Genomic DNA, 24,524 nt, shown 5'->3' with positions numbered 1-24,524 from the left:
ACATTCCACACGTCTTGTAACGTAACTGACTAAAGATAACCATGAAAAGAAAACGTATTCTGATCCCCCTCCTCATTCTGATCCTGTTTGTGCTCTATCTGAATCGCGATGCGTTGAATCCTTTCGCCCCAGACTGTAAAAACTTGCCAGCGAATCAACCTAAACCAGAAGAATGTAAAAAACCGGTAAAAGAGGTCGCTCCCGGTTTCGAAATCTAAGCCGGCACCTTAGTGCGGGAAAGCCCGATGGGCGCAGTCTACGAGGAAATAAGCGATCAGTGGCGTAAAATGCGATGCGGTCGTTTATTCATTTTATAAGAACGCTGATTTCCTAAAATATCATCGAATGTATGGCGGATATCATGCAGAAAACCGACTGACTGTTGTTCACGTTTATGTCGTTAACATTCAAGAGATACATCCCTCAATCTGATAACAACATCCTCCGTTGTGCTTACCCTTTTCTCTTACAATAATCAAACTAAATAATTACAGAAAATTTCAAAGAGAAACCAAATGTGTGATCCATATAAATGAAACAGCGTTTCTTTTTCACCATAATGCCACCTAGCCTAATTATCAAGTCTACCGATTAATTAGCGTAGCCAGTAAAGGGATGGCGTTATCGACATTCATGTATCAACAGACTCCGTGACGATGCATGAACGGTTCATAAACTACGCGGGATATAAGGAGCCATGAATGCGTTGATTGAATCTGATTTACCAGGGAGAACAACCTGTATTGACATTATTAATGGCGTCATCATCATTCCTGGTGATGTTATTCTTACGCCCCAAAAAATGATACCTACTGTCTGGTTTTAAAGATAGAGGCTGTGCTCGCCAATAATATTATTTATTCATCAAAAAAAGAGAAAGCATAGAATGAAAATATCTACATGTACCCTACTCATTGTTTGTGCCGGACTCACCCCGTTCCTTACGCAAGCAGCAACTGATGGAAAAACAACTTTTCAATATGAACATAACTGGAAGACTGAAGATCGTCTCCATGCAGACTCCATTAAACTCATCCATAAAAAAACAGATGGTTGGTCATACGAAGTCAAGTTCAGTACTTCTGCGGGTGGGAACAAAAACTATGACGTCGCCTATGATGATATGCAAGGTGGCTCTGGCGGCATCGTGATCGGTAAGGATTTCAAGCTAAGCCCGGCGGCAACGTTAACGCCCAGCATGGAGTTTTCTATCGGTAATTCAAGCGTTTCTTATCAACCTGGGCTGAAGTATAACTATCGGATCAACGGTGACTGGTCCGTCTATGGTCGTTACCGCTATGAGTATAAAAAACCTACGCGTAGCTCGCGTTATTCAACCATTACCACCTCGGATAAATATGGTCATGCTGGCGAATCTTATTTGTCATCCTCCGATACAGGACGCCATCGTTTAGATACCGGGTTTACGTATTCAGGATTTGAAAATATTAGCCTGAGTTATGTTTTTAACTACTATATCGGTGATAACACCACGAAATCGTATAAATATAGTAAAGGTGTGTTTACAGAAAAAGAATACGCCGTCTATGATAACGGTAAAACAGACTATGAGCACCAATTCAAAGTACAATATAAATTCAATAAACAGCTAACACCTTATATTGAGTATGATGACATTAATGAATCAAAAACATCATCAGCCCGTCAAGGTAAAATCAAAGTCGGTTTCAACTACGCTTTCTAAAAAGCACTGGTTTTTATAAAGGAAATGTACCGTATTTGTATGGCGTTGGTGAAAATAAATTTATGAATAAATTTTGTCTATCAGCGCACAGTTTTCACAATTAACGATCAATATTAATGGTGCCCATAATGAAAAAACGCTACCTTGTGGCCGGTATTCTCTTTGCCCAGATTTATGCTATTTCTGCGTCAGCCTCTGATACCAAACTCAGCTACGAACATAGCTGGGGAACGATGAACCGCTATCACGGTGATGAAATCGGGCTGCGGCATTTTATGGATAATGGCCTGTATGTTGGTGTTGAGTTGAATTTTTATAATAAGAATAAAGATCTGACCATCGATGATGTCGTTTCGAATTCTTATGCTTTTTATACTGGTTACGCCTATCGCCTAACCCCTGAGTTAACATTGACGCCGAATCTGGAAGCGCGCTTCTATTCCGGCGGCACCAGTGGCGAAGGCACCGTGGGTGATATTGGTGCCAGTCAGACTTCCGGCGCACGTTATACGCCCGGTTTAAAACTGACCTGGGCCGTCACTGATAAGACGGATCTCCATGCCCAATACCGCTATGACCTCAGAAAAATCACCCGCAGCAAACGTAGCAGTACGGATGATGATACCCATCGTCACCGCTATGAAGCGGGTGTGGCCTATAAAGGCTTTGATAATTTCACACTGGCGTACACCGCTTACTACTACCAGGCGGATTACGTGCTGCAAAACAACAAAAAACACGATTATCAGCAGGATTTCGACGTCTCTTATACCATCAACGACAACTGGACAGCGCATGTTGGCGTGGAAGATGTCGCCAGCGGGCGCGATGTGAAATCACGCGAAGGGAAAGGAAAAGTCGGTTTCACCTATACCTTCTAACCCTTGCTTCATCCATCCCCTTTTCAGGGACTCTGTTCAGAGTCCCTTTGTTACTGTGATAAGGTAGAGAAAATGAAAAAATTTGCGCTGTCGCTCCTTGCCGGACTGGTTGCTTTACAGGCGAGTGCCGCCACGCCAGACCGCCTCACCATCGTTAATCAATATGTTGATAATGTGCTGACGAAAGCTGGCGACCAATATCATGGTCAGTCGCCGACGCCCTTGCTTGCCGACGGGATAGACCCACGGACGGGCAAGCAAATGGAGTGGATCTTTCCTGATGGTCGCCTCGCCGTGCTATCCAATTTCTCCGCCCAGCAAAATCTGATGCGCGTGCTGGTTGGGCTCAGTAATCTGAGTGGTAATCCCAGCTATAAGCAGCGTGCAGAAGCTATCGTAAAATACCACTTCCAGCATTATCAGGATGAAAGCGGCCTGCTGATTTGGGGTGGGCACCGTTTTATCGATTTGAAGACGCTACAACCAGAAGGCCCAAGCGAAAAAGAGATGGTGCATGAGCTAAAAAATGCCTATCCCTACTACGATCTGATGTTTAGCGTCGATAAAGAGGCGACAGCCCGCTTTATTCGCGGTTTCTGGAATGCGCACGTTTATGATTGGAAGATTCTGGAAACCAGTCGGCACGGACAATATGGGCAAAAGATAGGCGCGCTCTGGCAAAGCCCATTCGAGCAACAGCCGCCCTTCTTTGCCACCAAAGGTCTGAGCTTCCTGAATGCGGGGAACGATCTGATCTATTCCGCGTCACTTCTGTACAAATACAACAAGGAAGACGGTGCGTTGGTATGGGCAAAACGCCTGGCGCAACAATATGTTCTGCCACGGGATAAAACCACCGGGCTGGGCGTATACCAATTCACGCAGGCATTAAAACGTGCAGAAACCACGGATGATACGGATACAAACTCAAAATACGGCGATCGCGCCCAGCGTCAGTTTGGCCCCGAGTTCGGCCCAACCGCGTTGGAAGGCAATATGATGCTGAAAGGACGCACCAGTACGATCTATTCCGAAAATGCGCTCATGCAACTTCAATTGGGTAAAGACTTAGGCGCGGAAGGTAAGGAACTGCTGACGTGGACCACCGATGGCCTAAAAGCCTTTGCCAAATATGGCTATAACGAATCGGATAACACATTCCGTCCAATGCTGGCTAACGGCAAAGATCTCTCCAACTACGTTCTACCGCGTGACGGCTACTACGGTAAAAAAGGGACGGTGCTCAAACCTTATCCGGCGGATAATTCATTCCTGCTCTCGTATGCTCGTGCCTATACCGTGTTGCCGGATGCTGAGCTTTGGCGTGTCGCTCGCGGCATCGCTCGCGCACAGGGGCTGGGGGAGTTAGGTTCTGCGCCGGGTAAAGACGTCAACGTGGATCTCGCCACCAAGAACGACGATCCATATGCCTTGTTTGCGCTGCTGGATCTGTACCAGGCGAGTAAAGTGAAAGAGTATCTGTCGCTGGCGGAAAAAGTCGGCGATAACATCATTAGCACGCGCTATAAGAACGGCTTCTTTATGACCGAGCCAAACAGACAATACGCAGATATCGACAGCATCGAACCTTATGCTTTGCTAGCGTTGGAAGCGGCGGTGCGCAATAAGCCAGAATCCGTTGCACCGTTCCTGAATGGTGCCGGCTTCACCGAAGGCGGTTACCGCATGGAAGATGGTTCCACTCGCGTGTCTACACGGGATAATGAGATCTTCCTACTGAACGTTGGCGAGACATTGAAACCCAACAATAAGAAGTAAGCGTTACTCCTCAGCAAGCCAATGGCAGTGAGTTGCCATTGGCTTAATGCAATAATCTCAACGGTTAGTTAACCAGAGGCTCCGCCGGATGTAAACCAAGCCATCCCGGTGTCGGTGCCCCTTTCGCTTCACCCACATACAGACTCATCTGCGCGCGGAAGCGTTCGACCGCAGCACGATCGTACATGAAGTCAGCAAAAGCCTGTGGACGGGTATTGCGATATTCCCAGATAGGCTTATAACCCGCTGGCGGCTCGACATCGGTACGCACCGACCACATACGTGAGACCTGAGTCTGCGTTTGCGGATCCAATAGCCAGCTTAAATACAGCTTGGCGCTTTCCGGGTGTTTAGCCTGTTTGAAGATGGCTGCACGCTGTGCCCAGGACACGAAAGGATCGGACGTTGGTAAAACAAAACGGGTCACCGAATCTGCCGCCGGAACGAGCGCACCGGAACTGGTAAAGGTCGCGCTATATTTTCCCGCCGCAATTTCAGCACCGGGTACGTTAGTGCCACGCACGTAGACGGGATCCTGCTCCTGCAATTTTTTAACAAAATCCCAGCCGTATTTATCTACAACCAGTTTGTACCAGAACAGCACCGCATCGTCGTCGTTAGGATAGGCCAGAATCAAATGGCCTCTCAGATTCGGATTAAGGTAGTCATTGGCTTCACGCGGCCAGGATTTTTCATCCAAAAGCTGGGTGTTAACCAGATTGCTGAATGCGATGACGTAAGCTCCAGTCCAGGCACCATCTGCATCACGAAACTCTGGATAAACTTTATCCCAGCCCCGTGGTTTGTAATTCAGCAACACGCCTTCCTTCTTCCAGCGCGGAAAATTCTGCACCGTTTGCAGTTGCACCACGTCAGGAATCAACGTATCCGTCGCCAGTTGATTATCGATACGCGCATCATGGTATTTGCTGTAATCGACAATCACGTTCAGTTTAATGCCGGGAAAACGCGTCTCAAATGCCCGCTTGAAGCCAGCCTGCTGTGACTGCACATCACCACCGGCATAAACTGTCACCGTGCCGCCTTCTCTCAACGCGCTCTTATAGATTTGATCCAGCGAACGCGTCTCAAGCTCAACGGCTGCCTGACTTTGCCCGACGCTGAGACCAGCCATCATAGCCAGCATCAGCACTGTTTTCTTCAGGTACTTCCCAGTGAATTGCATTGTGATTTCCTTCACTTAATGAATAAAAACCCGTACCGACAAACGACAGATATCAGCCGCTGAAACGGCAACGGTGTGACCAGCGGATCGCGAATAAGCGATGCGCAGGATTGGAGCGACGATAAAACAAAACCAGAATAGAAACGTATATACCCATCATTTCATTATGGGCTTCATGTTGAGTTTACAGTAGCAAATAAAAATACATACGAAGAAAAAACGAACAATATAGTTAAAAATACTGAATAAATAAAATGAGATTACGCTTTTCCATAAGGATATGGTTAATACAAGAGGTGGAAAGGATTGAATTATTTACCGATAACAATAATTAAAAACTGAATAATATCACTAGTAATCATAGTAACTAAAGGTATTCGGATTGCTGCCCTGCTTCTCCCATCTCAGTCGTTGAAAATAGAAAAGTAGAATCTTGACAATAATTACCGTGCAATTAAAAATGAACACTTATGCGATCACCGAATGCAACAATACATCAGTGTTAATATTCGCATAATGACAATCAGGGTTGGGATAAATGATCCTTTTCAAGAGCCACAACGGCATTACACCGTCGGTTACGCCCCAACGGCGGTAAAAACCGCCCAGCCCGCAGCTTAAGCTCAGCGGCAAGTGGCTGGAAGACCTCGGTTTTAATACCGGACAGCCCGTTATCGTCACCGTTGAGCGCGGTAAACTGGTCATTGAGACCGAGCTACGGTTCTGACCGGTAAAGGTAAAAAATATCCTCCGGCATAGCCGGAGGTTTTTCATATGCGCCTATAAGGCTCTGTTACCTGCCGCGCCCTAACAGGCGCATCGCGATCTGACACTTGCATCTATGGATTACTTACGGCCCGTAAACGGGCTGCCCGGATAAGGGATCGAGAGTTGTCCTCCCATTTTATCCTCTTCCAGTTGGTGCTTTATGTATTCTTGTATCTTCACCGTGTTTTTCCCTACCGTATCAACGTAATACCCTCGGCACCAAAACTCCCTGTTACGGTATTTGAACTTCAAATCGCCAAACTGCTCATAAAGCATCAGGCTGCTCTTTCCCTTCAGGTACCCCATAAATCCCGAAACACTCATCTTGGGTGGGATTTCCAGAAGCATATGGATGTGATCCACACAGCATTCCGCTTCCAGAATATTCACGTTTTTCCATTCGCACAGCTTTCTTAAAATGCTGCCAATCGCTTTGCGTTTTTCCCCGTAGAACACCTGCCTTCGGTACTTCGGTGCAAAAACTATGTGATATTTACAGTTCCATCGGGTGTGCGCTAAGCTCTTTTCGTCCCTCATTGGGACCCCCTTTTGATTTCTTGTTGAACGTTTGCAGTTGCCAGACCGCAAACTGTTTTAACAAATCAAAAGGGGTTTTTGTAACTGGCTCAAAGCTGAAAGCTTTACTGAACCCCCAGCCTAGCTGGGGGTTTTCTGGGCACAAAAATCCCGGCCTTTTTAGGGGCCGGGTTCTCTTTAATCATTTAGTAGTTCCTGATTTTCTTTTTTCAGCCATTCTTGATGATGCTTAATGACTAATTTATATTGTTCATCAGTATAATATTCTGTAGGTGATATGTTATTTCCAACACCTTGTATTATATTTGGCGTTTCTGCATCCTCTCCCCATAATCGCCAAAACTCATTCAGTTTTAGAAGACCATATACACAGTCATCAGGCAATTCCTGCATCGTTAGACATAGTGCAAGGTATCTCCATTTCCTGCTGGATAACTTGAGATCTATATTTTCTTCATCACATATAAATCTTAAATAACCCATCACCTCATCAGTAATATCAGAACAAAAAGCCACTTCAGATATTGCTGTCAATAAAACATCTTTAACACCATCAGGTTTTGCAAGTTCATTACATGCAAAACTACTAATTTCTGAAGCAGATAGCTTGCCTGATGCTATCCCGCAAGCACCAAGGAAAATCATCCCCCAATCGACCAGCTTCATCTGGTTGGCCATTAAAAATAGTTTATCTGTCATGGTTTTGACGGTACTCCATTAACTGTGCCACCGGAAACAAACATTCGGTGACTAACTCCACCTAATTTGGGATCTAGGATCCACTCAAATCGTCCTGGCACACCATTTAAGCTACCTTCTAACTGATAGAGAGTTGCACCGTTATTCAACGGCGTTTTAACGGCTGAGTCTGCATAATTATCTACAATATCGCTAAAACCATGTGACTTAGGAACAGAAGGAAATTCCTGAGTAGCCGTTGGTTTAATTTTATCTGGATAAATAGAGATCTCTTTTCCATCAATATCCGTAACAACTTTATTAGGCAGTTGGTCTACTTTATTTCCACTACCGCTACCTTTTTCGCCAACTCCCACTCTTGGGTTATCTAAAATATCATTTTTAATAATATTTCCGCTAACTGATTCGACTTTTCCTATATCAGCGGCAACAACCGGCACTTTCTTACCCGGTAACATAATTCCGGCAAGCATTCCACCCGTCGCTTCCAGCGCAGCCTGATTTCCCTCTGATGCTTGCTTGATCGTATCGGCCACTGCTGACCAGGTTTCGCTCTTCATCAGAGCTTTCACTGAGTCTGCTACCGCCTGATTCTTCCCTGAGAGATCATTCAACGCCGTACTACAATAGCCGTCACCCGCTGCGCAAGAGGCCAACGCCATTGCCGCATCGGCAACATAATCTGTTCCACCTAATGCAGCATCGCCAGTATCCGCAACAGCATTGATAATACTGTTCGCAATCGAAGAGGTCGCGCCGTCGCCCAGCTTGTCACGTACCTGCTGTTTCCACCATTCCGCGCTTTCTTTTACTGACTGACGGGCCTTATCTCCACTCAGTGAGTTATTCTCAACTGCATTACGCCCAGACTGTGCGCCGCTGGTCGCTGATGCCGTGCTGTTGCTCGCCAGACCGGACAGCAGCCCGGAGGCTAGCGTCGAGAGGGCGCTCACCGACTGCTTTTCTTCTTCCGTCAGGTCGTTTACCGTCTTGCCGGGGTATTGATCGGCCATGATAGCCCGGGCGATCAGTTCACCGCTGGAGGCACCTACCGCTCCCGCCGCCGCATCCTGACCCGACAGTTGAGCAACCACCGCACCCACCACCGCGTGCGCCATCGCGTTAGCCGCAATATCCGACGCCGTGATTTTGCTTTCGTCCTTCGGTAGCGTAACGTCTTTCACCAGTTGCGCCAGATACGGCGCTGCGCCGCTGGCTATCGCTTTCTGGATATCCCCGCCCGCCAGAGCCTGAATCGCCGCCGTCGCCGCCTGTGCCGCTCGCTGGAAGTCACTGCCCGTGCCGTATTTCTGCATTTCGGCCTTGTAGGTCGGTGATGCCGTCAGCGCCTTTTTATACGCCTCCCACATCTCGACCGAATCACCCTCTTTCGGACGCTTGACGTTGGCATCGCCCCTCGCCTCTGCCGCTTTCTGCGCTTTCAGCTCGCCTTCCGTGCGCACGATATCCATCACCTGCGCGCCAATTTCACCAATCAGCTGCGCCTGTTTCAGGCGTTTTTGCTCTTTCTCTTTGTTAAAGATCGGGCTGAGCGCGTTATTCGCGTGTTCAACGTCACGGCTCAGCGTGGTGATATCCTGCACCTGTTTCGCCGTATCCCGCAACAACAACGTGCCGTCGCTCACCGCCGCATAGGTGGTGCTGGATGCATTCCCGCTGTTACCCAGCGACATCAGCGCTGACGGCACCGTCATCGCCAGTGTCGAGAGCAGGCTGCCGCTCATCGATGGACTGGAGCTAAGGCCGATGCCACTGTGCTCCGCCTTGAATTCTGCTTTGTTGTTGAGCCCGCTCCAGCCCAGCGTGCCCGTTTCCAGCCGATTTTTCTCGGCGCTGGCGGTGGAGCCAATTACCGCGGCGTCAAGCTGGGTGTGCTCACCGATTTTTATACCAAATCCGTCTTTACCCGCAAAGAGCCCCGTCTGCTGTTGCACGCTGTCATAGTTGCTGTGCACCTTGTCCTTACTAGCACTAAGATAACCACTGCCGCTCATCGATCCCCAGGTAAAGCTCCCCCCGGCAGCCAAGCTGGTCTGTTTGGAATCATAACGCTCGCTGTCCTGCTGACTTTGCAGCAGCAAATTACGCCCGGCTTCGACATCAATGCGCTCGCCGTTCACCTGCGCGCCAATCAGTCGTGTGTCACGTTCACTTTTCAGCGTGACGTGGTTGCCCGCATCCACCATGGTTTCTGACCAACTGTTGCCCGTCCCAGTTTCTCGCCCTTTCGCCGCATTGACGTTGGCGAAAATGCTGAGACCCGCACTGCCGTTGCTCACACCCAGGCTGACGCCGATATTCCCGCCGCTACTGCTATTTTTACCGCTAATCTCCTCGCTGTTGCGGGCCGAGAGCAGATGGATATCCTGCGCCGAGTTCATCAGTACATCGCCGCCCGCCTTAAGCTGGCTGCCCGCAACCGTGATATCCCCCGTACGTGATTCGATACCGATATCCCCGGCTGCATTCAGCGTCGAGCCAAAGCTCTGTTTTTGCTCGCTGGTCTGGCTGGAACGTGAGTTCTGCGCCCCAAGCGAAATACTGACGCCAACAAAAGCCCCTTGCCCATTGTTGTTCAACTCGGACTGGCTGCCCTGATAGGCCTGATACCCGGCCAGCCCGGCCTTCATGCCCTGGAGCAGCGCCAGCCGACCATCGCTTTCGCTTTTCGCTGCCTGAATGCTTTGCACCGCACTGTTGAGCGCCGATCCCACCACACCGGACAGCGCCACGGTCAGTCCCGCGCTTTTCTGCTCAAACTCCTGCTGCTGTTTGCGTGTGTCATAGCCTGGATCAATGGTGACATTATTGCCTTGCAACAGAATGTCTTTCCCAGCCACCATATCGGTGCCGCTGATGGTGACATCATTCCCGGCCTTCACCGTCACCGAGTCGGTCGTGCTGCCAAGGGTGCTGATGCTCTGACTTTGTGTCGCCGCCTGGTCGCGCAGTTTCTGGCTGGTCGAGGTTGAACCAATGGTAAAACCAATGCCGCCGCCGCTGAACAGGCCGCTTTTTTTCTTACTGTGCTCTTCATAGTTCTGGTAGTTCTCTACGCTGGCAGCGGTGTTAACGTCATTGTTCGCCAACAGCGTGACCTGTTTGTCACCGACCACTGAAGAACCTTGCAGGTTGATATCCTGATTGGCCGCCATCGTGACACTGTCACCAGACAGCAAACTGCCTTTCTCATCGGTTTGCAACGTTTCCCGCAGGGTATGCGTCACCGTCTTCGAAAACCGCTTCTTCTTGACCGTGGTTTCTTCAAAGAAGGTGTGCTCCGTTTCCGTCGCTGACAGCAGGTTGATGTCGTTGCCCGCCTGCGCCGTCACAGCGCCGCTCGCCACGCCCTGTGCTGCTTGCAAATTGATGTTATTGCCAGCCTGCAAGTTCAGCCCTTTGCCCGCCGTTAACTCGGTGCTTTGCTGGGTGATTTTTTGCTGCCAGTCGGCATGACGGTTCCACCAGTTGCCGCTGTAGGTCTCTTCCGTTTCAGACAGCAGATTGAGATCGCGTCCGGCAGCCAGCGTCGCATTGCCTTTGGCGTTCACGCTGGCTGCTTCGGACAACACATCTCGCCCTGCGACCAGATTTAGATCCCCCCCGCTCAGGAGTTGGCTGTTTGCCACGTCCTGCGTACGACGCTGCACTGTGCTGCCACCCCGATAGAGTGTCTCTTTCAGCGTATCCTGTGCGGTCAGGCGAATGTCATTACCCGCCGCCAGCGTCAGCGCTGTGCCACCGGAAAGCGCACTGGCATCCAGCCGAATATCCTGACCCGCCACCGCCTTCAGCGCCCCGCCGGCATTGATGCTGCTGCCTGCCACCGAGGTATTCAGCGCGGTATTACTGCTGCGCCAGCCGATATCGACACGGTTATTGGTCAGCGTCAGCGCCTCCATCGCCACGTTGCCTTTGGCGTTCAGCGCCATGTCCTGCCCGGCATTGAGCGTGGCCGCTACGTTGCGGATATCCTTGCCCGCGCTGAGCGTCAGGCTGTTGCCCGCGACGATCTCGGCGGTTTTACCCAATTCAGTGAAGACCAATGACCCGGTGCCGCTGCGTGAAGATGTCGGTTGTGCGGTCTGGAACGTGCGGTTTTCGGTGCGGTTAATGATATCGCCGTTGATACTGGCGAGTTGCAGCGTGTTGCCTTCAATCCGGCTGCCGCTGTTGGTAATGTTGTTGAGCGCCACCAAATTCAGGCCGCCGTCTGATTTAATCAGGCCGCCTTCCTGGTTATCAATCTTGTTACCGCTGGCTATCGCCAGAACGTCAACGGCCTTGAGCGTGCCGCTGTTAGTGACGCTGCCGCCCGCGTTTAACTCGACCTTGTTCGCGACAATCGCGCTGCCCTGTAGATTGCTGTTATCCGTCTGCGCCAGATACAGCTTCGGTGCCAACACGGTTTGCCCGTTGACTTCGATATTTTCCCACCAGACGATACTCTGACTGAGGTTCGCAACCTGATCCGCTGTCAGACTGACGCCCAGTTGCAGGTTCATGCCTTTCTGCGCCGCCGCCGCGTTATCCAGCAGCTTCTGCATTTGCTCCAGATCGGATCCAGTGCCATTCAGGTGACGCTGCCCGCTCTGCTTCAGCACCGCCTGACTGATGTAGCGGGTATCAAATTCCGCATCACCGAGGAAGCGGTAGTCGTGATCCGCATCTAAACCCAGTTTGTCCAGCAGATAGGACGACCCCAACACCCGGTCGGCCTGCGTCCACTGCGAACGGGTTTCAACCGACACTACCGTGGACGGCTGCTGCCCCAGCAGCGTCTGTAAATCACTGAATAGCGCGTTATCCACCTGCCCCAATTGTTCCAGTTTCGGGTTGGTGTGGATCAGGTAGCGGCTGTCGGCAGCCGGATCGACGACCAGCAGCCCGTTATTGCCGGTCGGCAGCGGGTAATCGGCAAGTGGGTTGGTGCTCAGGGTTTGCAGACTATTGCCAATGGCGCTCAGCAGGTCTGCGGCAGACGTGCTTCCCACCGGTATCGTGTCTGCGCTCACCGTTTGTTTCGGTGCGTCAACCGCCGCCATGCCCGGTTTTGCCAACATGGCAGGTGACTCCACTGTGTCTGCTATCGTGACACCCGCTGCGGTGTGGTTTACGTTAACTGGCGTCAGACTCTTGCTGCCGTCAGGCCGTTGACCTGTCGACGTCAGTGTGACCGTATCGGGATTGCTGACGTGACCGGAAGTAGAAGGCGGTAACACCACCGTATCGCCGGGGTTCAGCGTCAGTGGTCCAGCGGTATTGGGTGTTGTTATCACCGCGTTGATATTTTCCGCCTGCGCACTGGTTTGGAGTGCGGCGCCAGTCTGCTGCGTCAGTGTTACCGTTTTGCCCGCTGCGCTAACGCCGACGGCATTATCGACGAGCGTCGCCTGTGCACTGCCTGCTTTGGTGACGTCTACTGTGCCTGCATTAAACGACGAATCCTGACTGGTCAACTGGCGCGTGGTCTGCTTCTGCAACGGTGACAGCGTAGTGATAGCATCCAGCACCGGTTTGGTGGACGCAGGCACAAACCCGCCGCTGCCCGGTTGCAGCGTGGTATTGCTGAGGTCTTGTTTAACGTCGGCGGTAATAGTGCCGCCCGCCTGAATTAACGCGTTATAGCTTTCACCAACGGTTTTTTCGTAGGTTGGAGTGCCTGATAGGATATAACGCATAAAACGCGACTTGTTTGCATTATTATAATCTCTATTTGTAATAATATAATTAGAATAAACTAATACTCCATTAGAATAATATTCGTTTGGTCTGAATTTTAGACTTCCTGTGCCGTCTATATTGTAGGTCAAATATTCAGTTATCAATCCAGATTGGTAAGATTGATTTGTTAACGAACCTCCGATTAGCGATAAATTTTTCATGGCAAAAATCAGCGAAGCTTGATTATTAATCTCATTAGTATTTATAAAAAAATTATGACCTGAGTGGATACTGCCTTCTTTACCTGCTGTAACCACTTTAATAGAGCGGTTTGTGATCGCCACTTTCTGAATATAAGCATGTTCAAATGGAACATACTGAGCTGACATTCTACGTATAGTCCGGGAATTCTTCTCACCTATATCAGATTCAGAAGAGAATACAGCGATTCCATAATCCTCCGCCTTAAACCACTCAATAGGAATATTCGCCGTCGTTTTCCCAGCCCAATCAGGTACAGACTCCGCAGTAGATTCACTCTCCGTCACCACCAACCCTTCACGCTGATTGGTCAGCGTGCCGGTATTAATGGTGATATCGCCGGACTGGGTTTCGATGGTGCCGGAACTGTTTAATAACGCGGTGCTGGCATTACCCTGCGCATCACGCTGCACCCACAGATTGTTGCCCGCCAGAATGGTGCCGAACACGTTGGTCAAGGAATCTGACAGCAGGTGCATATTGCCGCCTGCATAGAGCATGCTGCTGTTATGCAAGACGCTCCCCGCCTGAACCAGCAGGTCACTCGTGGTGCCAATCAGCCCTTTGTTATTCAGCGTGTTATCGCTCACCAGTGCCAGATTACCGCCTGCCTGAATGCTACCGGCCTCCAGTTGTACGATGTCTTTTGCACTGATTCTCGACTCCCCGCCGCCGGCCAGAATGCGGCCCTGATTGGCCAGTGTGCCCGTGCTGGTCAATTGGACGGATTTACCCTGTAACGTGCCGTGCTGATCGAGGTCGCCCGCCACGTTCAACGCCAGTTGCTGCCCTGCGGCCATGGTTTGCGTGAAGGTCAGCGGCCCGGTGAGTTCGGCGGTCAGGTTGCCCAGCGCCACCAGTTGCCCGTCCTGCTGGAGGTCATGGGTTTTCAGGCGCAGATCCTGCGCGCTGTAGAGCTTCGCACCCTGACGGTTAATCAGGCGCTGGGTCTGCAACGCCAGTTGCGTCAGACCCAGCAGCGTGCCGTGGTTGTCCAGTTCGTCTACGGTGATATCCAGTTCACCCGCCTGCACCAGTCCGTGGTTTACCCACTGAGGGATATGCAGCGTCAGTTTGTCTTGCGCCATCAGGTTGCCCTGCTGGGTAAACTGCGCGGTGTTGACGGCCAACCCGCGCCCTTGCAACCAGCCGAGGTTCTCCACCGCCGCCGCCTTGAGCGTAGTAGTGCCGTCGGACAACAGTTGTCCCGCCTGCTGGTTGATAATCTTGTCTTTTCCATCCAATTGCAGCGCGGCCGTGCCTTGTACCGTGCCGTCATTGGTTAACGTATTACCCGTCAGCGTAGTGTTCGCGGCTTTGATCTCGCCCTGATTGTCCAGTGTTGCTGCCTGCACGCTCAGCGTACCGTCGCTGCTCAGGCGTGACTGTTGGGCATTAGTGAAGTGACCGCTGACGGTGGCATCAAGCGCCGTGTCGCCATGCAATCTGCCGTGATTATCGAGCGTCTGCGCGCCCAGCGTCAGCGTGTTACCCTGCACCAGTCCACGGCTAGTGAGGTTGTTGGCCGTCAGGCTCAGGTCACCGCCGCTGACCGTCTGGCTGCCTTGTGCGCCCTGATAGGCGCCCGTCAAGTGCAGCGTAGCGCGCTGCACGCCCAGCATATTGCCCTGCTGTGTCAGGTCGCGGGCGGTCAGGCGCAGGTCGCCCGATTGCCACAGCCCCTGATTGAACAGGGTACGGGTCGTCAGTTCACCCATGCCACCGCTGAGTAACCGCCCCGTCGCCAGATTATCAACGCGATCGGTGAGACTCAGCGTAAATCCGCCGACACCCGTTAGCGTGCCGCCGTTCTCCAGCATTGTGCCCGTCAGCGTCACCGCGCCCTGCGAGAACAGTTCGCCCTGATTTTTCAGCGTGTTGCCGTTGAGCGACAGGCCGTTTAGTCCAGCGACAGTGCCACGGTTGTCGAACGTGTCACCGTTCAGCGTCAGTGTCTCCGCCTGCCATAAACCGGCGTTATCGGTCTGTTTCGTGTTAAGTGTCGCGATGCCGTTACTGAGCAACTGGCTGCCTTTCCCGCCGACATAGCGCAGTACGTCCAGCAGGCGCAGCGCGTCAGTGCCCTGAATTCGGCCTTGATTATTAACCTCACGCGCGCGCAGTTGCAGGTCGGCGACTTGCAATGCCCCGGCATTACTCAGTATGCCGCTGTCGACGCGGCCTGCGCCATTGGCCAGCAGTTCCGCTCCCGCACGGTTAATTAGCTCATCCCGATTAATCACCGTCAGGCTGTTGCTGCCCAGCACACGCCCGCCGTTATCCAGTGTGCCAGTGGTCAGGTTCAGCGTTCCGGCTGCGATTTCACCGCGTTGCGTCAGGCGGGCGGCGTTGATAATGGCCTCACCGTCGCTCAGCAGGCGGGACGATTCACTCCCCTGATAGGTATCCAGTACACCAAGACGCAGCCCGTCCTGACCGAGCAGCGTGCCGCCGTTAATCAGGTCGTTCGCCGTCAGCGCGAGCCTGTTGCCTTGCCAGAACCCATCGTTCGTGACCGTGCCCGCCTGTGCAGATAACACACCGTTGGTCAGCACCTGACCAGTGCTCCCGACGGTCAGCCCTTCATCTAACATCAGCGTGATGCCACGCTCACCGATGATCGTTCCGGCGTTGGTGAACGCGTCGCCGTTCAGCGTCAGCGCCCGGCTTTCCCACTGCCCGCCGTTGTGTAGCCGATTACCGCGCAATGTCAGGGTGTCGGCGGTATGCAACAGCCCCGCGCCCTGATAGTCGCCGTAAAGCGACAGCGCTCCGTCGGCGATAACGTCACCGGCATTGTTTATCGCGCTCTCTACCGTCATTTTGCCTACGCCGGAGAGCGTGCCTTGATTGTCGAACTGGCTGGCATTCAGTTGCGTATCGCCACCGGAGAGCAGCGAACCCTGATTGGTTAACCGACTGGTCGGGTTGGTGCGATCCAGCGCGATGACAAGACCGCGATCGCCCTGAATGCGACTGCGGTTGGTTAGCTGCTGCGCAACCAGCGTCAGGTTCTTCGCCTGCCATTCTCCATCGTTTATGGCATCAGTAGCGCGTAATACCGCAAGTCCCTGCGATAGCAGCTTACCGCCTTGCTGGTTGTTCAATGTGTTAAGTGTCGTCAGCGATAATGTATTGAGACCAAAAATCTGCCCACGATTGGTCAGGCCAGTCGCCAGCAGCGTGATGTTGCCCGCCTGCCACTGCCCGTTATTGTCAACTTGCCCCGCCGTTAGCGTGCTGGAACCCTGGCCCAGCCAGGCACCCTGATTGCGCGCCGTGTCTGTAATCGCCAGCGTCAGCGCATCTACGCCCAGCAGCGTGCCTCGGTTATCCAACGTCCCGGCCTGCACCGTCAGCGCCTGCGCTTCCAGCGTTCCCTGCTGGTCAAGGTGTTTCGCCACCACGCCCAGCGTGGTGCTACCGCTGATGAGTCCACGGTTATCCAATGTGTTGCGCACATCCAGCTTCAGATCTGCGGAACTCCGTACCTGCCCGTGGTTCAGCACATCCTTTGCGCTGACGTCGATATGCTGGCTGGTGATATCACCGGTATTGGTCAATGCGCCACTGAGCGTCAGTTGCAGGTCACGCGTGCCGTTGAGTTGCCCGTCATTGGTCACGTCGCTGGCCGTAATGGCGAGCGCCTGACTGTTCACTGCTCCCTGATTATCAAAATGACTGTCGAGTTCCAGCGTCAGCTCATTCACCCCCGTCAGGATGCCGTGGTTGAATATGTCATTGGCTTTGAGCGCCAGCGCATTACTGCTGATGTCACGCACGTTATTCAACGTCCCGTTCAGCCCCAGAAACAGGCTGTCAACCCCCGTGATATCGCCGCTGTTGATCAGGTTGTTTGCGCTTAGCGTTAAGGTCGTCCCGTACAGTGAACCGGCGTTACTCAGGCTATCCCCGACAGTCAGTTCAAGGTGGTCGAGACCGTTGATTTTCCCGTTGTTGACCAGCGTGCCGACCTGCGCGGTCAGTTGGTGACTGTTCAGCGAGCCTTGATTGGTTAAGATCTCACCCAGCGTCAGGTGCAACCCGGCAACGCCCGTGATGGTGCCCGCGTTGGTCAGTGCTTGGGCGGTGATATCAGCGTTATCGCTCCACAGCGTGCCCTGATTGTGTAATTCGCCGTTTGCCAGTGTCGCCTTCAGCGACGTATCGCCCTGAATATGACCGGTATTGGTGAGCGTGTCTGCCTCCAGCATCAGGCTATCGGTCTGCCATTCCCCTTCGTTAACGGCGTCGGCAGCCTTCAGCACCGCCATGCCTTGGGTGAGCAACTGGCCAGTGTTAGCATTGGTCAGGCGGTGAGTCGCCGTCAGCGACAGAGCCGACAACCCCAGCAGTTGTCCGGTGTTTTCCACCTCGTCGGCGGTCACTGTCAGTGTGTTCGCCTGCCACTGTCCATGGTTTTCAACCTGCGTCGTCGTCAGCGTACTGTCACCCTGACTCAGCCATTTTCCACGGTTGCGTGCCGTGTCGCTGATAGCCAGCGTCAGCGCATCTATGCCCAGCAGCGTGCCCTGATTGTCCAGGGTGTTCGCCTGTATGTGCAGTTGGCGACTTTCCAGTGAACCCTGTTGATCAACCTGAACCGCCTCAACCTGAACCCGCTGACTGCCGCTAATCAAACCGCTGTTGCGCACCGTATCCTGCAACGTCAGGTGCAGCGTATCACCGGAGGCCTCGCCCTGATTGAACAGGTCGATCGCCGTTAGTCCCAGCGTCGCGCCATAAAGCTGTCCCTGATTGGTCACGCGGTCAGCAACGGTCAGTTGCAGCGCGCCAGTACCGGCGATACTGCCACCGTTAAACAGGGTATTGGCCGTGATATCGACCCGCTCACCCAGCAATGAACCTTGGTTCTCCAGCATGTCGCCTTGCAGCCGGATGGTGTTCGCCTGCCAACGCCCGGTGTTGTCAAGTGTGGGGCCGGATAACGTCAGCAAACCGTCCGTCTGTAGCGTGCCGCTGCCCTGATAATTGCCCGTCAGCATCAGCGACTGCACCGCCACCACGGTGCCAGTATTGTCCAGCGACTCGCCTGTCAGCGTTGTCGTCCCGTTACCGGCAAGTTCTCCCTGATTCACGATCTGCGTCGCGTGTAACTGCGTGTCGCCCCCGGACATCAGCGTGCCGCTGTTGTCCAGTCTGCCCCCCTCATGCTGTGAAGACGGCGCACTGATGCGTTGCACATCCTCTGCCAGCGACAGCGCCATCGGTAGGAAGGTGCGCGACTGCGCCGCAGCGGGGGCTACACGAATGTCGATATCCCCTTCAGTCTGAACCCGTCCCGCATTGGTGAAGTTTGTCGCCTGTAGCGTCAGGTTATCCGCCAGCCACTCGCCGTGGTTCTCTGCCTTCGCCGCCTGTAAAGCTGCGGCCCCCTGCGTCAGCAGTTTACCGGTGTGCTGATTGATCAGCCCATGTTGTGCCGTAATCGATAGCGCACTAATCCCCAGCATTTGCCCAGCATTCAGAATATCATCGGCTTGCAGCGTCAGACTCCCCGCCTGCCACTGCCCACGGTTGTCTACCTGCTGTGCGGTTACCACACTATTTTTCTGTGTCAGCAAGCTGCCATCATTGGACAGGTTACTGGCAATCGCCAACGTCAGAGCATCCACGCCCAGTAGTTTGCCCTGATTGATCAGCGAGGAAGCATCCAGCGTGACGGTCTTCCCTTCCAACGAACCATTCTCTCGTTGTGTGACGTCGCCAGCCGTCACGGCCAACGTGTTACTGCCGCGGATAAGTCCGGCGTTATCCACGAGTCCCATCACACCCAGTTGCAGATGATGGATACCGTTGATTTCGCCACGGTTGTTCACTCCCGCCGCGGCAACCGACAGGGCATCGCTGCGCAACATGCCACGATTATCCAGGCTGTCGCCAAGTGTCAGCGTCAGCGTATCAGTGCCAGTGATATCGCCGAGGTTAACCAACTGACCCGCAGAAAGCGTAATTGTATTGCCCAGTACCGCGCCCTGATTGGTAAAGGTATCCCCCCGCAGGGACAGCGCCCGACTTTCCCAGCGTCCACCATTGACCAATGTGTCGCCTTGCAACGTCAGTTCGCCGTCGGTGCTTAGCCCTCCGCGCCCCTGATAGTCGCCGCGTAGCGACAACCCTGTCGCTGCTACCAGACGCCCGTCGTTAACCAGCGACGCCCCGCTGAGTTTGGTGCGCCCGAGACTGGATAGCGTGCCCTGATTCTCCAGCAGGCGCGCAAACAACGTGGCGTCGCCGCCTGTCGTCATCGTGCCCCGGTTGAGTAATGTACCCGTGCCGTTGATCTGCGGTAACGTCAGAGATAGGGCATCATCGCCCTGAATGTGTCCGTCATTGGTCAGATTCGCGGCAGCCAACGTCAGGGATTTCGCCTGCCAGTCGCCGACATTGATGACGTTAGCCGCCGTTAATGTAGCGACGCCCTGAGACAGCAGGTTTCCCGACTGCCGGTTGGTGAGCCCGTGAGTCGCCGTCAGCGCCAGTGAGGATACGCCGAGGATTTTTCCCGCGTTATCCAGTTCATCTACCTGCATCGTGACGTTTTTCGCCTGCAAGATTCCCTGATTACCGAACTGTTGCGCCGTGACGGTACTGTTGCCCTCACTCAGCAATTTACCCTGACTGGACAGGTTGCCGGCGATCGCCAGCGCCAGTACATCAGTGCCGTACACCGCGCCCTGATTGGTGAACTGAGTCGCCTCTACGTGGAGTTGGTTGCCCAGCAGCATTCCCGCATTATCCAGATTGCCGTGCAGGAAGAGTGACAGGTTGGTGATACCGCTGAGCGTGCCGCGGTTGTCCAAAGTTCCGCCGTCTAGCGTCAGGGCCAGAGCCTGTAATGTCCCAGCATTGTGGGCTGCCTCGCTGTTAATCGCCCAGTGACCCGTGGCCAGCAGGCTGCCACGATTGTCCAGTTGCGCGGCGGTAATCTGTCCGTCACCGGTAATACGGGTGTTGCCTGTGTTGATCCAGCGTGCGGCCTTCAGCAGGAACTGCTGCGCCTCGAGGGTGCCGTCGGTCTCCGCCTGCCCAGCGTTCACTGTCAGCGTGTTGCCGGTCAGCAGCGCACCGCTGACGGATTGCGTCAGGGCATGTGTGACGTCCAGTTGCAGCGCATCGTCGGCCTGAACCGTGCCCTGATTGGCAAGCGTATCGGTGTGTAGTTGTAATGCGGAGGCGGTGATCGTGCCGTCATTGTTGAGGCGTTCGGCGCTCGCTAGCAGAGTGTTGCCGGATTGGAGTCGGCCTCGGTTATCCAGCGTCTCTCCCAGCGTCAGCGCCAGTTTTTCGCCCGCGCTGAGCGTGCCGTGGTTCACCAGATTACCACCGTGCAGCGCCAGCACCTGCCGGGCATTGATAACGCCGTGATTTTCCAGCGTCTGATTGGTCAGATTGAGTTCGGTCGCGGTCACCTCACCCTGACTGGTGAATTGCGCCGCCTGCGCCGTCAGCGTCGCAGCCTGTAGTGTGCCGCCGTTAGTGATGCTGTCGGCCAGCAAAAATAGCTGATTATCCGTCAGGATATTGCCCTGATTGTTCAGTGCCGCCTGTAGTTCAAGTTTCACGTCATTCCGGGCGCTCAGTAACCCGGCGTTATCCAGACGGGCCGCGTTGACCGTCAGTCGCTCGGTCGCAGCCAGCGTGCCACTGTTCGTTAACTGGTTACCGTTGAAAGTCAGCCCCTGCTGTGCGGCGATATCGCCCCGGTTATCCAGCACGTCCAGCGTCAGCACAACGGTGTGTCCCGCCAGCGTGCCGTGGCTGACCAGGTGCCCGCCGTCAACGGTCAGAGCATGACCAGCGGTCAGGTTGCCCTGCCAGTCGCCCTGCTGCCGCACTCGCACCGTGGCACGGTCTTTCGCCTGAAACCGGGCGCTGTCTGCGCCATTAAAGGTCATTGCCGTCAGTTGCACGTTGTCAGCATCTGCACTGCCCGCCAGGGCCACCGTTTCCCCGTGCATATCAAGCACTGATGCTGCCTTGATGCCACTTTTCGCATCCTGCTGTAGGGATTGCCCCGCCCCAATCGTTACCTTACCGGCGGAAAGCTGGGTATTGCTAAGGGTGACATTGTCACCTTTCAGAGTTAATTGGTTAGCAGATTTGACTCTACCCTGTGCATCGACGCCTGCACTGATGACGCTGTTGTGTGCATTCAACCCGCCATCTGATGCCAGTTCAATGTTTTGCCCAGCCCGCAGTGTCGCATCCTGTAGCGTGATATCCTGTCTGGCGTTCAGCGTCAGAGCTTCTCCCGCCTGCTGTTTCCCCTGCAACGCCAGAGCGTTCGCCTCTGCCTGAATGTTGCCCTGCGCCACCGCATCGCCTAGGCGGAGTTTACCGTTCGCCGACAGCGTGATATCCCCGCTGCGTGCGCTCAGGTTGCCGATGTTGACCCCCACACCCTTATCACTGGACACCAGTTTGATGCGGTTGGTGTACATCCCGCCCAGCGCCCCCGTATCCAGCGCAACCTTCACGCTGCTGTTCGTCGCCTGCGCCGTTATCTTACCCGCCGCGTCAACCTGATTGGCACCGAGCACGATCTGTGTATCGTTGGCATTCAGCCCGGCATCAATTTGTGCGGTACGGGCAATCAGGCTGAGGTAGTCACTTTTGCTCGCATCCAGCCCCTGTCCGGTCAGTGTGATATCGCCGCGCGTCACGTCGAGACGTTGCAGGTTGCCCTGTGCGTCCAGTTGCGGTTTACCGGTGGTTAGCGTTACCTGTGGCGTGTTGATAAAGCCGCAGCCGTCACAGGTGATACCATTGGGGTTGGCGACGATAACGCTGGCCTGCTTGCCACCTACTTCAAGGTAGCCTGCCAGCGTACTGCGGTTGCCGGACACCACTTCGTTGATAATCGCGTCAGCGGCCTTGCCCTTCAGGTTGGGGTTGTTCTGGATCAGCCCGCCAAGCTGGGTAGGATTCAGTTGTTCAGTACCGTTATTCAGGATCAAGCCGGGCTTGCCAACGTTAAAATCCTGATACTGGTTGTGGGAAAGACCCGCGTTATTCGGCGTGGCAATATTGATAACCGGTACGCCGTTGCCAGACTGATCCAACCCGGTGTTGCCCGTCGCGACCTGCACACCTGCCGCCATCGCTGGCAGCAACGGCTGAAACGCAATAAGATGGATCAACGTATACGCCAGCAGGCGCTGTGTGGTTTTTACTGGTTTCATCCCTGAATCCCCGGTCTTAACGATAAATAGTTAACAATTAAAAACAAATCATTAAAAAGACAGCCCAACGCGGTAATACACCACGGCGCTGTCCGGTTTTAGCCAGTCAGGGTGTGCTAACGGCCAGCCAACGGTAACTTGTTGTGATAGGTATTGATTCGCGATGCCCACACCTACGGCGCCCCCCCACATCGTACCTGCTGATTCGCTGTCAGCCTGATGTGAGAAAAGGTGTCCACCGTCCACCGCCGCCGTCAGGGTCACGGTGCCCAATAGCGGCAACTGCATCGCCTGCCAGTTGACTTCATTACGCCAGTAACCGCCGCGATTGCCCGAAAGATATTGTTCTTTGAAGCCACGCACGGAAGTGTCTCCGCCCAGCGTCACCTGTTCGCTGCCATACAGGCGTTGCGGCGAGTACTGGCCGTAGAGGTTAGTCAGATAATGGAGGTTGTCAGCGATTGGGTAGTAATAGCTGGCTGCCAGCGTCACTTTGTTGAACTCGGCTCGGAGCGCATCGTCAGACTTACCGTCATCACTTTCCGCGCCAAACCAGCGCGTTCCCCTACTGTAAGCAGGATTAAACGTCGCCAGCCCACCCCACAATTTCTGGCTATGATTGATGCCGATAATCGCGCTGCTGAGTTTACGGCTGCTGGTTTGCAGCAGCACATCGTTCAGGTAATTCTGTCCGATGCGGTGCGACAGGCCCGCCGAGAGGCTGGTTTTCATGTCGCCATTACGGAACACCACGCGTGATAACGTGGCGCGATGCGTCTGGCTGTCGCCAGTTGAATGCCAGAGGAAATCACGGTTGATGAAATCGTTGCGATAGCGGCTCTGGGAATAGTCATAGCTAAGCGTCCAGTAGCCGTAAGGTAGCGACACGCCGGCCTGTAAACTTTCGGCATTGCGGCTATCGCGAAATGCGCTGCTGTGCCCGCCGTTGATAAACCACTGGTCAGCCAGCCCCAATACGTTATCTGCCCACAGGCCGCCATTTAATTGTTGCTCTCCGGTGCTTCTCTGCCCGCTATTATCAAAACTGATATTTGCTGTCAGCGGAATCTGCTTTTTACTGGTGAGATTGACTATGGAATAGCCTGGCTGGTTACCGGGTTGAATTTCGATGCTCACCTGCTGCGTTGGCATGCGGTTGAGCTGCTCCATACCCTGTTCGATATCGCGGAGGTTGAGAATGTCGCCCTCCAGCCCCGGAAAAACCTGTTTTAATGCCCATGTTGATTGATTATTGACATTAATAGATTCGAGGCGACCTTCAAGAATATCGATCTGCAATACGCCACTTGAAAGATCTTGCTCTGTAATAAAGGCGCGGCTGGTAATATAGCCTCGTTCTATATACCAATTACTGACATCATGAATCAGTTGATTTATATCGTTAACATTCACACAACGATTAATATAATTTTCATTTAACCAATCTTTATCTTTTTCATGCAGCAGTGAACTGTTGTGATAATTAATTTCTTTAATGAAAAAGCAGTGTCCGGCCTTGCTTGCGCTACTTGGATTCGCCGTCGCCTGTGGTTGATTTAATTGCAATAAGGCATCCCGCTGCTGCTGGGATTGATCGATCACCTCGGCCTGCCGCTGCTGAATGTCAATTCTGTCTGCCGGATTAAGCTGAGCGGAGAATGCCGAAAATGCTGTATAAGAAAGTAGCGCAGGCATGATAGTCATCAACCTGAAAAAACCACGCATGATTTCATCCCTGAATGATAATAATTTTTTCCGGAATAGTAGAACCGTTAATTACCAAGCTCAATATGTCAGGTAATATATAATTTTATGGG

The 24,524-nt window shown here is 53.3% G+C and carries 10 protein-coding genes; 5 read left to right on the top strand and 5 right to left on the bottom strand.

Annotated features, from left to right (window positions below; genetic code table 11):
* Positions 1 to 41: 41 nt before the first annotated feature.
* The 4 genes from OI69_RS20035 to OI69_RS01415 all read left to right on the top strand — a co-directional run bounded on the left by OI69_RS20035 (position 42) and on the right by OI69_RS01415 (position 4,365).
* Positions 42 to 218, top strand: a complete 177-nt coding sequence (locus OI69_RS20035) for a hypothetical protein (RefSeq protein WP_165345942.1) — start codon at positions 42 to 44, stop codon at positions 216 to 218.
* 668 nt (positions 219 to 886) lie between these two features.
* Positions 887 to 1,705 (top strand): oligogalacturonate-specific porin KdgM family protein, encoded by an 819-nt coding sequence (locus OI69_RS01425; RefSeq protein ID WP_039345104.1) that lies wholly within the window; start codon positions 887 to 889, stop codon positions 1,703 to 1,705.
* 128 nt (positions 1,706 to 1,833) lie between these two features.
* Entirely contained in the window at positions 1,834 to 2,586 is a 753-nt protein-coding gene (locus tag OI69_RS01420; RefSeq protein WP_039345100.1) for an oligogalacturonate-specific porin KdgM family protein, read from the top strand.
* A 72-nt stretch (positions 2,587 to 2,658) separates the two neighbouring features.
* Positions 2,659 to 4,365: a pectate lyase gene (locus OI69_RS01415; protein ID WP_039345095.1), complete on the top strand. Its 1,707-nt coding sequence runs from the start codon at positions 2,659 to 2,661 to the stop codon at positions 4,363 to 4,365.
* 64 nt (positions 4,366 to 4,429) lie between these two features.
* On the opposite strand, the gene OI69_RS01410 is transcribed toward OI69_RS01415, so the two are convergent.
* Entirely contained in the window at positions 4,430 to 5,551 is a 1,122-nt protein-coding gene (locus tag OI69_RS01410; protein ID WP_039345091.1) for an ABC transporter substrate-binding protein, read from the bottom strand.
* A gap of 637 nt (positions 5,552 to 6,188) precedes the next feature.
* Here OI69_RS01410 and OI69_RS20375 point away from each other — a divergent pair.
* A complete protein-coding gene (locus tag OI69_RS20375) occupies positions 6,189 to 6,278 on the top strand; it encodes a SymE family type I addiction module toxin (RefSeq protein ID WP_241771509.1) in 90 nt (29 codons plus the stop codon).
* 119 nt (positions 6,279 to 6,397) lie between these two features.
* On the opposite strand, the gene tnpA is transcribed toward OI69_RS20375, so the two are convergent.
* The 4 genes from tnpA to OI69_RS01390 form a co-directional block, all read right to left on the bottom strand.
* Positions 6,398 to 6,856 carry an IS200/IS605 family transposase gene (gene tnpA / locus OI69_RS01405; protein ID WP_039345086.1) on the bottom strand — a complete coding sequence of 153 codons (459 nt, stop codon included), beginning with the start codon at positions 6,854 to 6,856 and terminating at the stop codon, positions 6,398 to 6,400.
* A gap of 177 nt (positions 6,857 to 7,033) precedes the next feature.
* On the bottom strand, positions 7,034 to 7,555 hold the full coding sequence (locus OI69_RS01400; RefSeq protein ID WP_039345083.1) for a DUF2247 family protein: 522 nt from the start codon (positions 7,553 to 7,555) through the stop codon (positions 7,034 to 7,036).
* The gene (locus tag OI69_RS01395; protein ID WP_072034242.1) at positions 7,552 to 22,707 is read right to left on the bottom strand and encodes a hemagglutinin repeat-containing protein; all 15,156 of its coding nucleotides are present in this window, start codon (positions 22,705 to 22,707) and stop codon (positions 7,552 to 7,554) included. Before OI69_RS01395 ends, OI69_RS01400 begins: the two co-directional genes overlap by 4 nt.
* 51 nt (positions 22,708 to 22,758) lie before the next feature.
* Positions 22,759 to 24,432: a ShlB/FhaC/HecB family hemolysin secretion/activation protein gene (locus OI69_RS01390; RefSeq protein ID WP_039345080.1), complete on the bottom strand. Its 1,674-nt coding sequence runs from the start codon at positions 24,430 to 24,432 to the stop codon at positions 22,759 to 22,761.
* Between the last annotated feature and the right edge of the window lie 92 nt (positions 24,433 to 24,524).

The sequence above is a fragment of the Pectobacterium fontis genome (assembly GCF_000803215.1).
Classification (GTDB): domain Bacteria; phylum Pseudomonadota; class Gammaproteobacteria; order Enterobacterales; family Enterobacteriaceae; genus Pectobacterium; species Pectobacterium fontis.
Note: the sequence above shows the minus strand (reverse complement) of the source record. Positions and strands in the feature narration are given on the sequence as shown.

Coding starts and splice junctions, on each gene's coding strand:
- OI69_RS20035 (WP_165345942.1), top strand. CDS start 42: ATGAAAAGAAAACGTATTCTGATCCCCCTCCTCATTCTGATCCTGTTT.
- OI69_RS01425 (WP_039345104.1), top strand. CDS start 887: ATGAAAATATCTACATGTACCCTACTCATTGTTTGTGCCGGACTCACC.
- OI69_RS01420 (WP_039345100.1), top strand. CDS start 1,834: ATGAAAAAACGCTACCTTGTGGCCGGTATTCTCTTTGCCCAGATTTAT.
- OI69_RS01415 (WP_039345095.1), top strand. CDS start 2,659: ATGAAAAAATTTGCGCTGTCGCTCCTTGCCGGACTGGTTGCTTTACAG.
- OI69_RS01410 (WP_039345091.1), bottom strand. CDS start 5,551: ATGCAATTCACTGGGAAGTACCTGAAGAAAACAGTGCTGATGCTGGCT.
- tnpA (WP_039345086.1), bottom strand. CDS start 6,856: ATGAGGGACGAAAAGAGCTTAGCGCACACCCGATGGAACTGTAAATAT.
- OI69_RS01400 (WP_039345083.1), bottom strand. CDS start 7,555: ATGACAGATAAACTATTTTTAATGGCCAACCAGATGAAGCTGGTCGAT.
- OI69_RS01395 (WP_072034242.1), bottom strand. CDS start 22,707: ATGAAACCAGTAAAAACCACACAGCGCCTGCTGGCGTATACGTTGATC.
- OI69_RS01390 (WP_039345080.1), bottom strand. CDS start 24,432: ATGCGTGGTTTTTTCAGGTTGATGACTATCATGCCTGCGCTACTTTCT.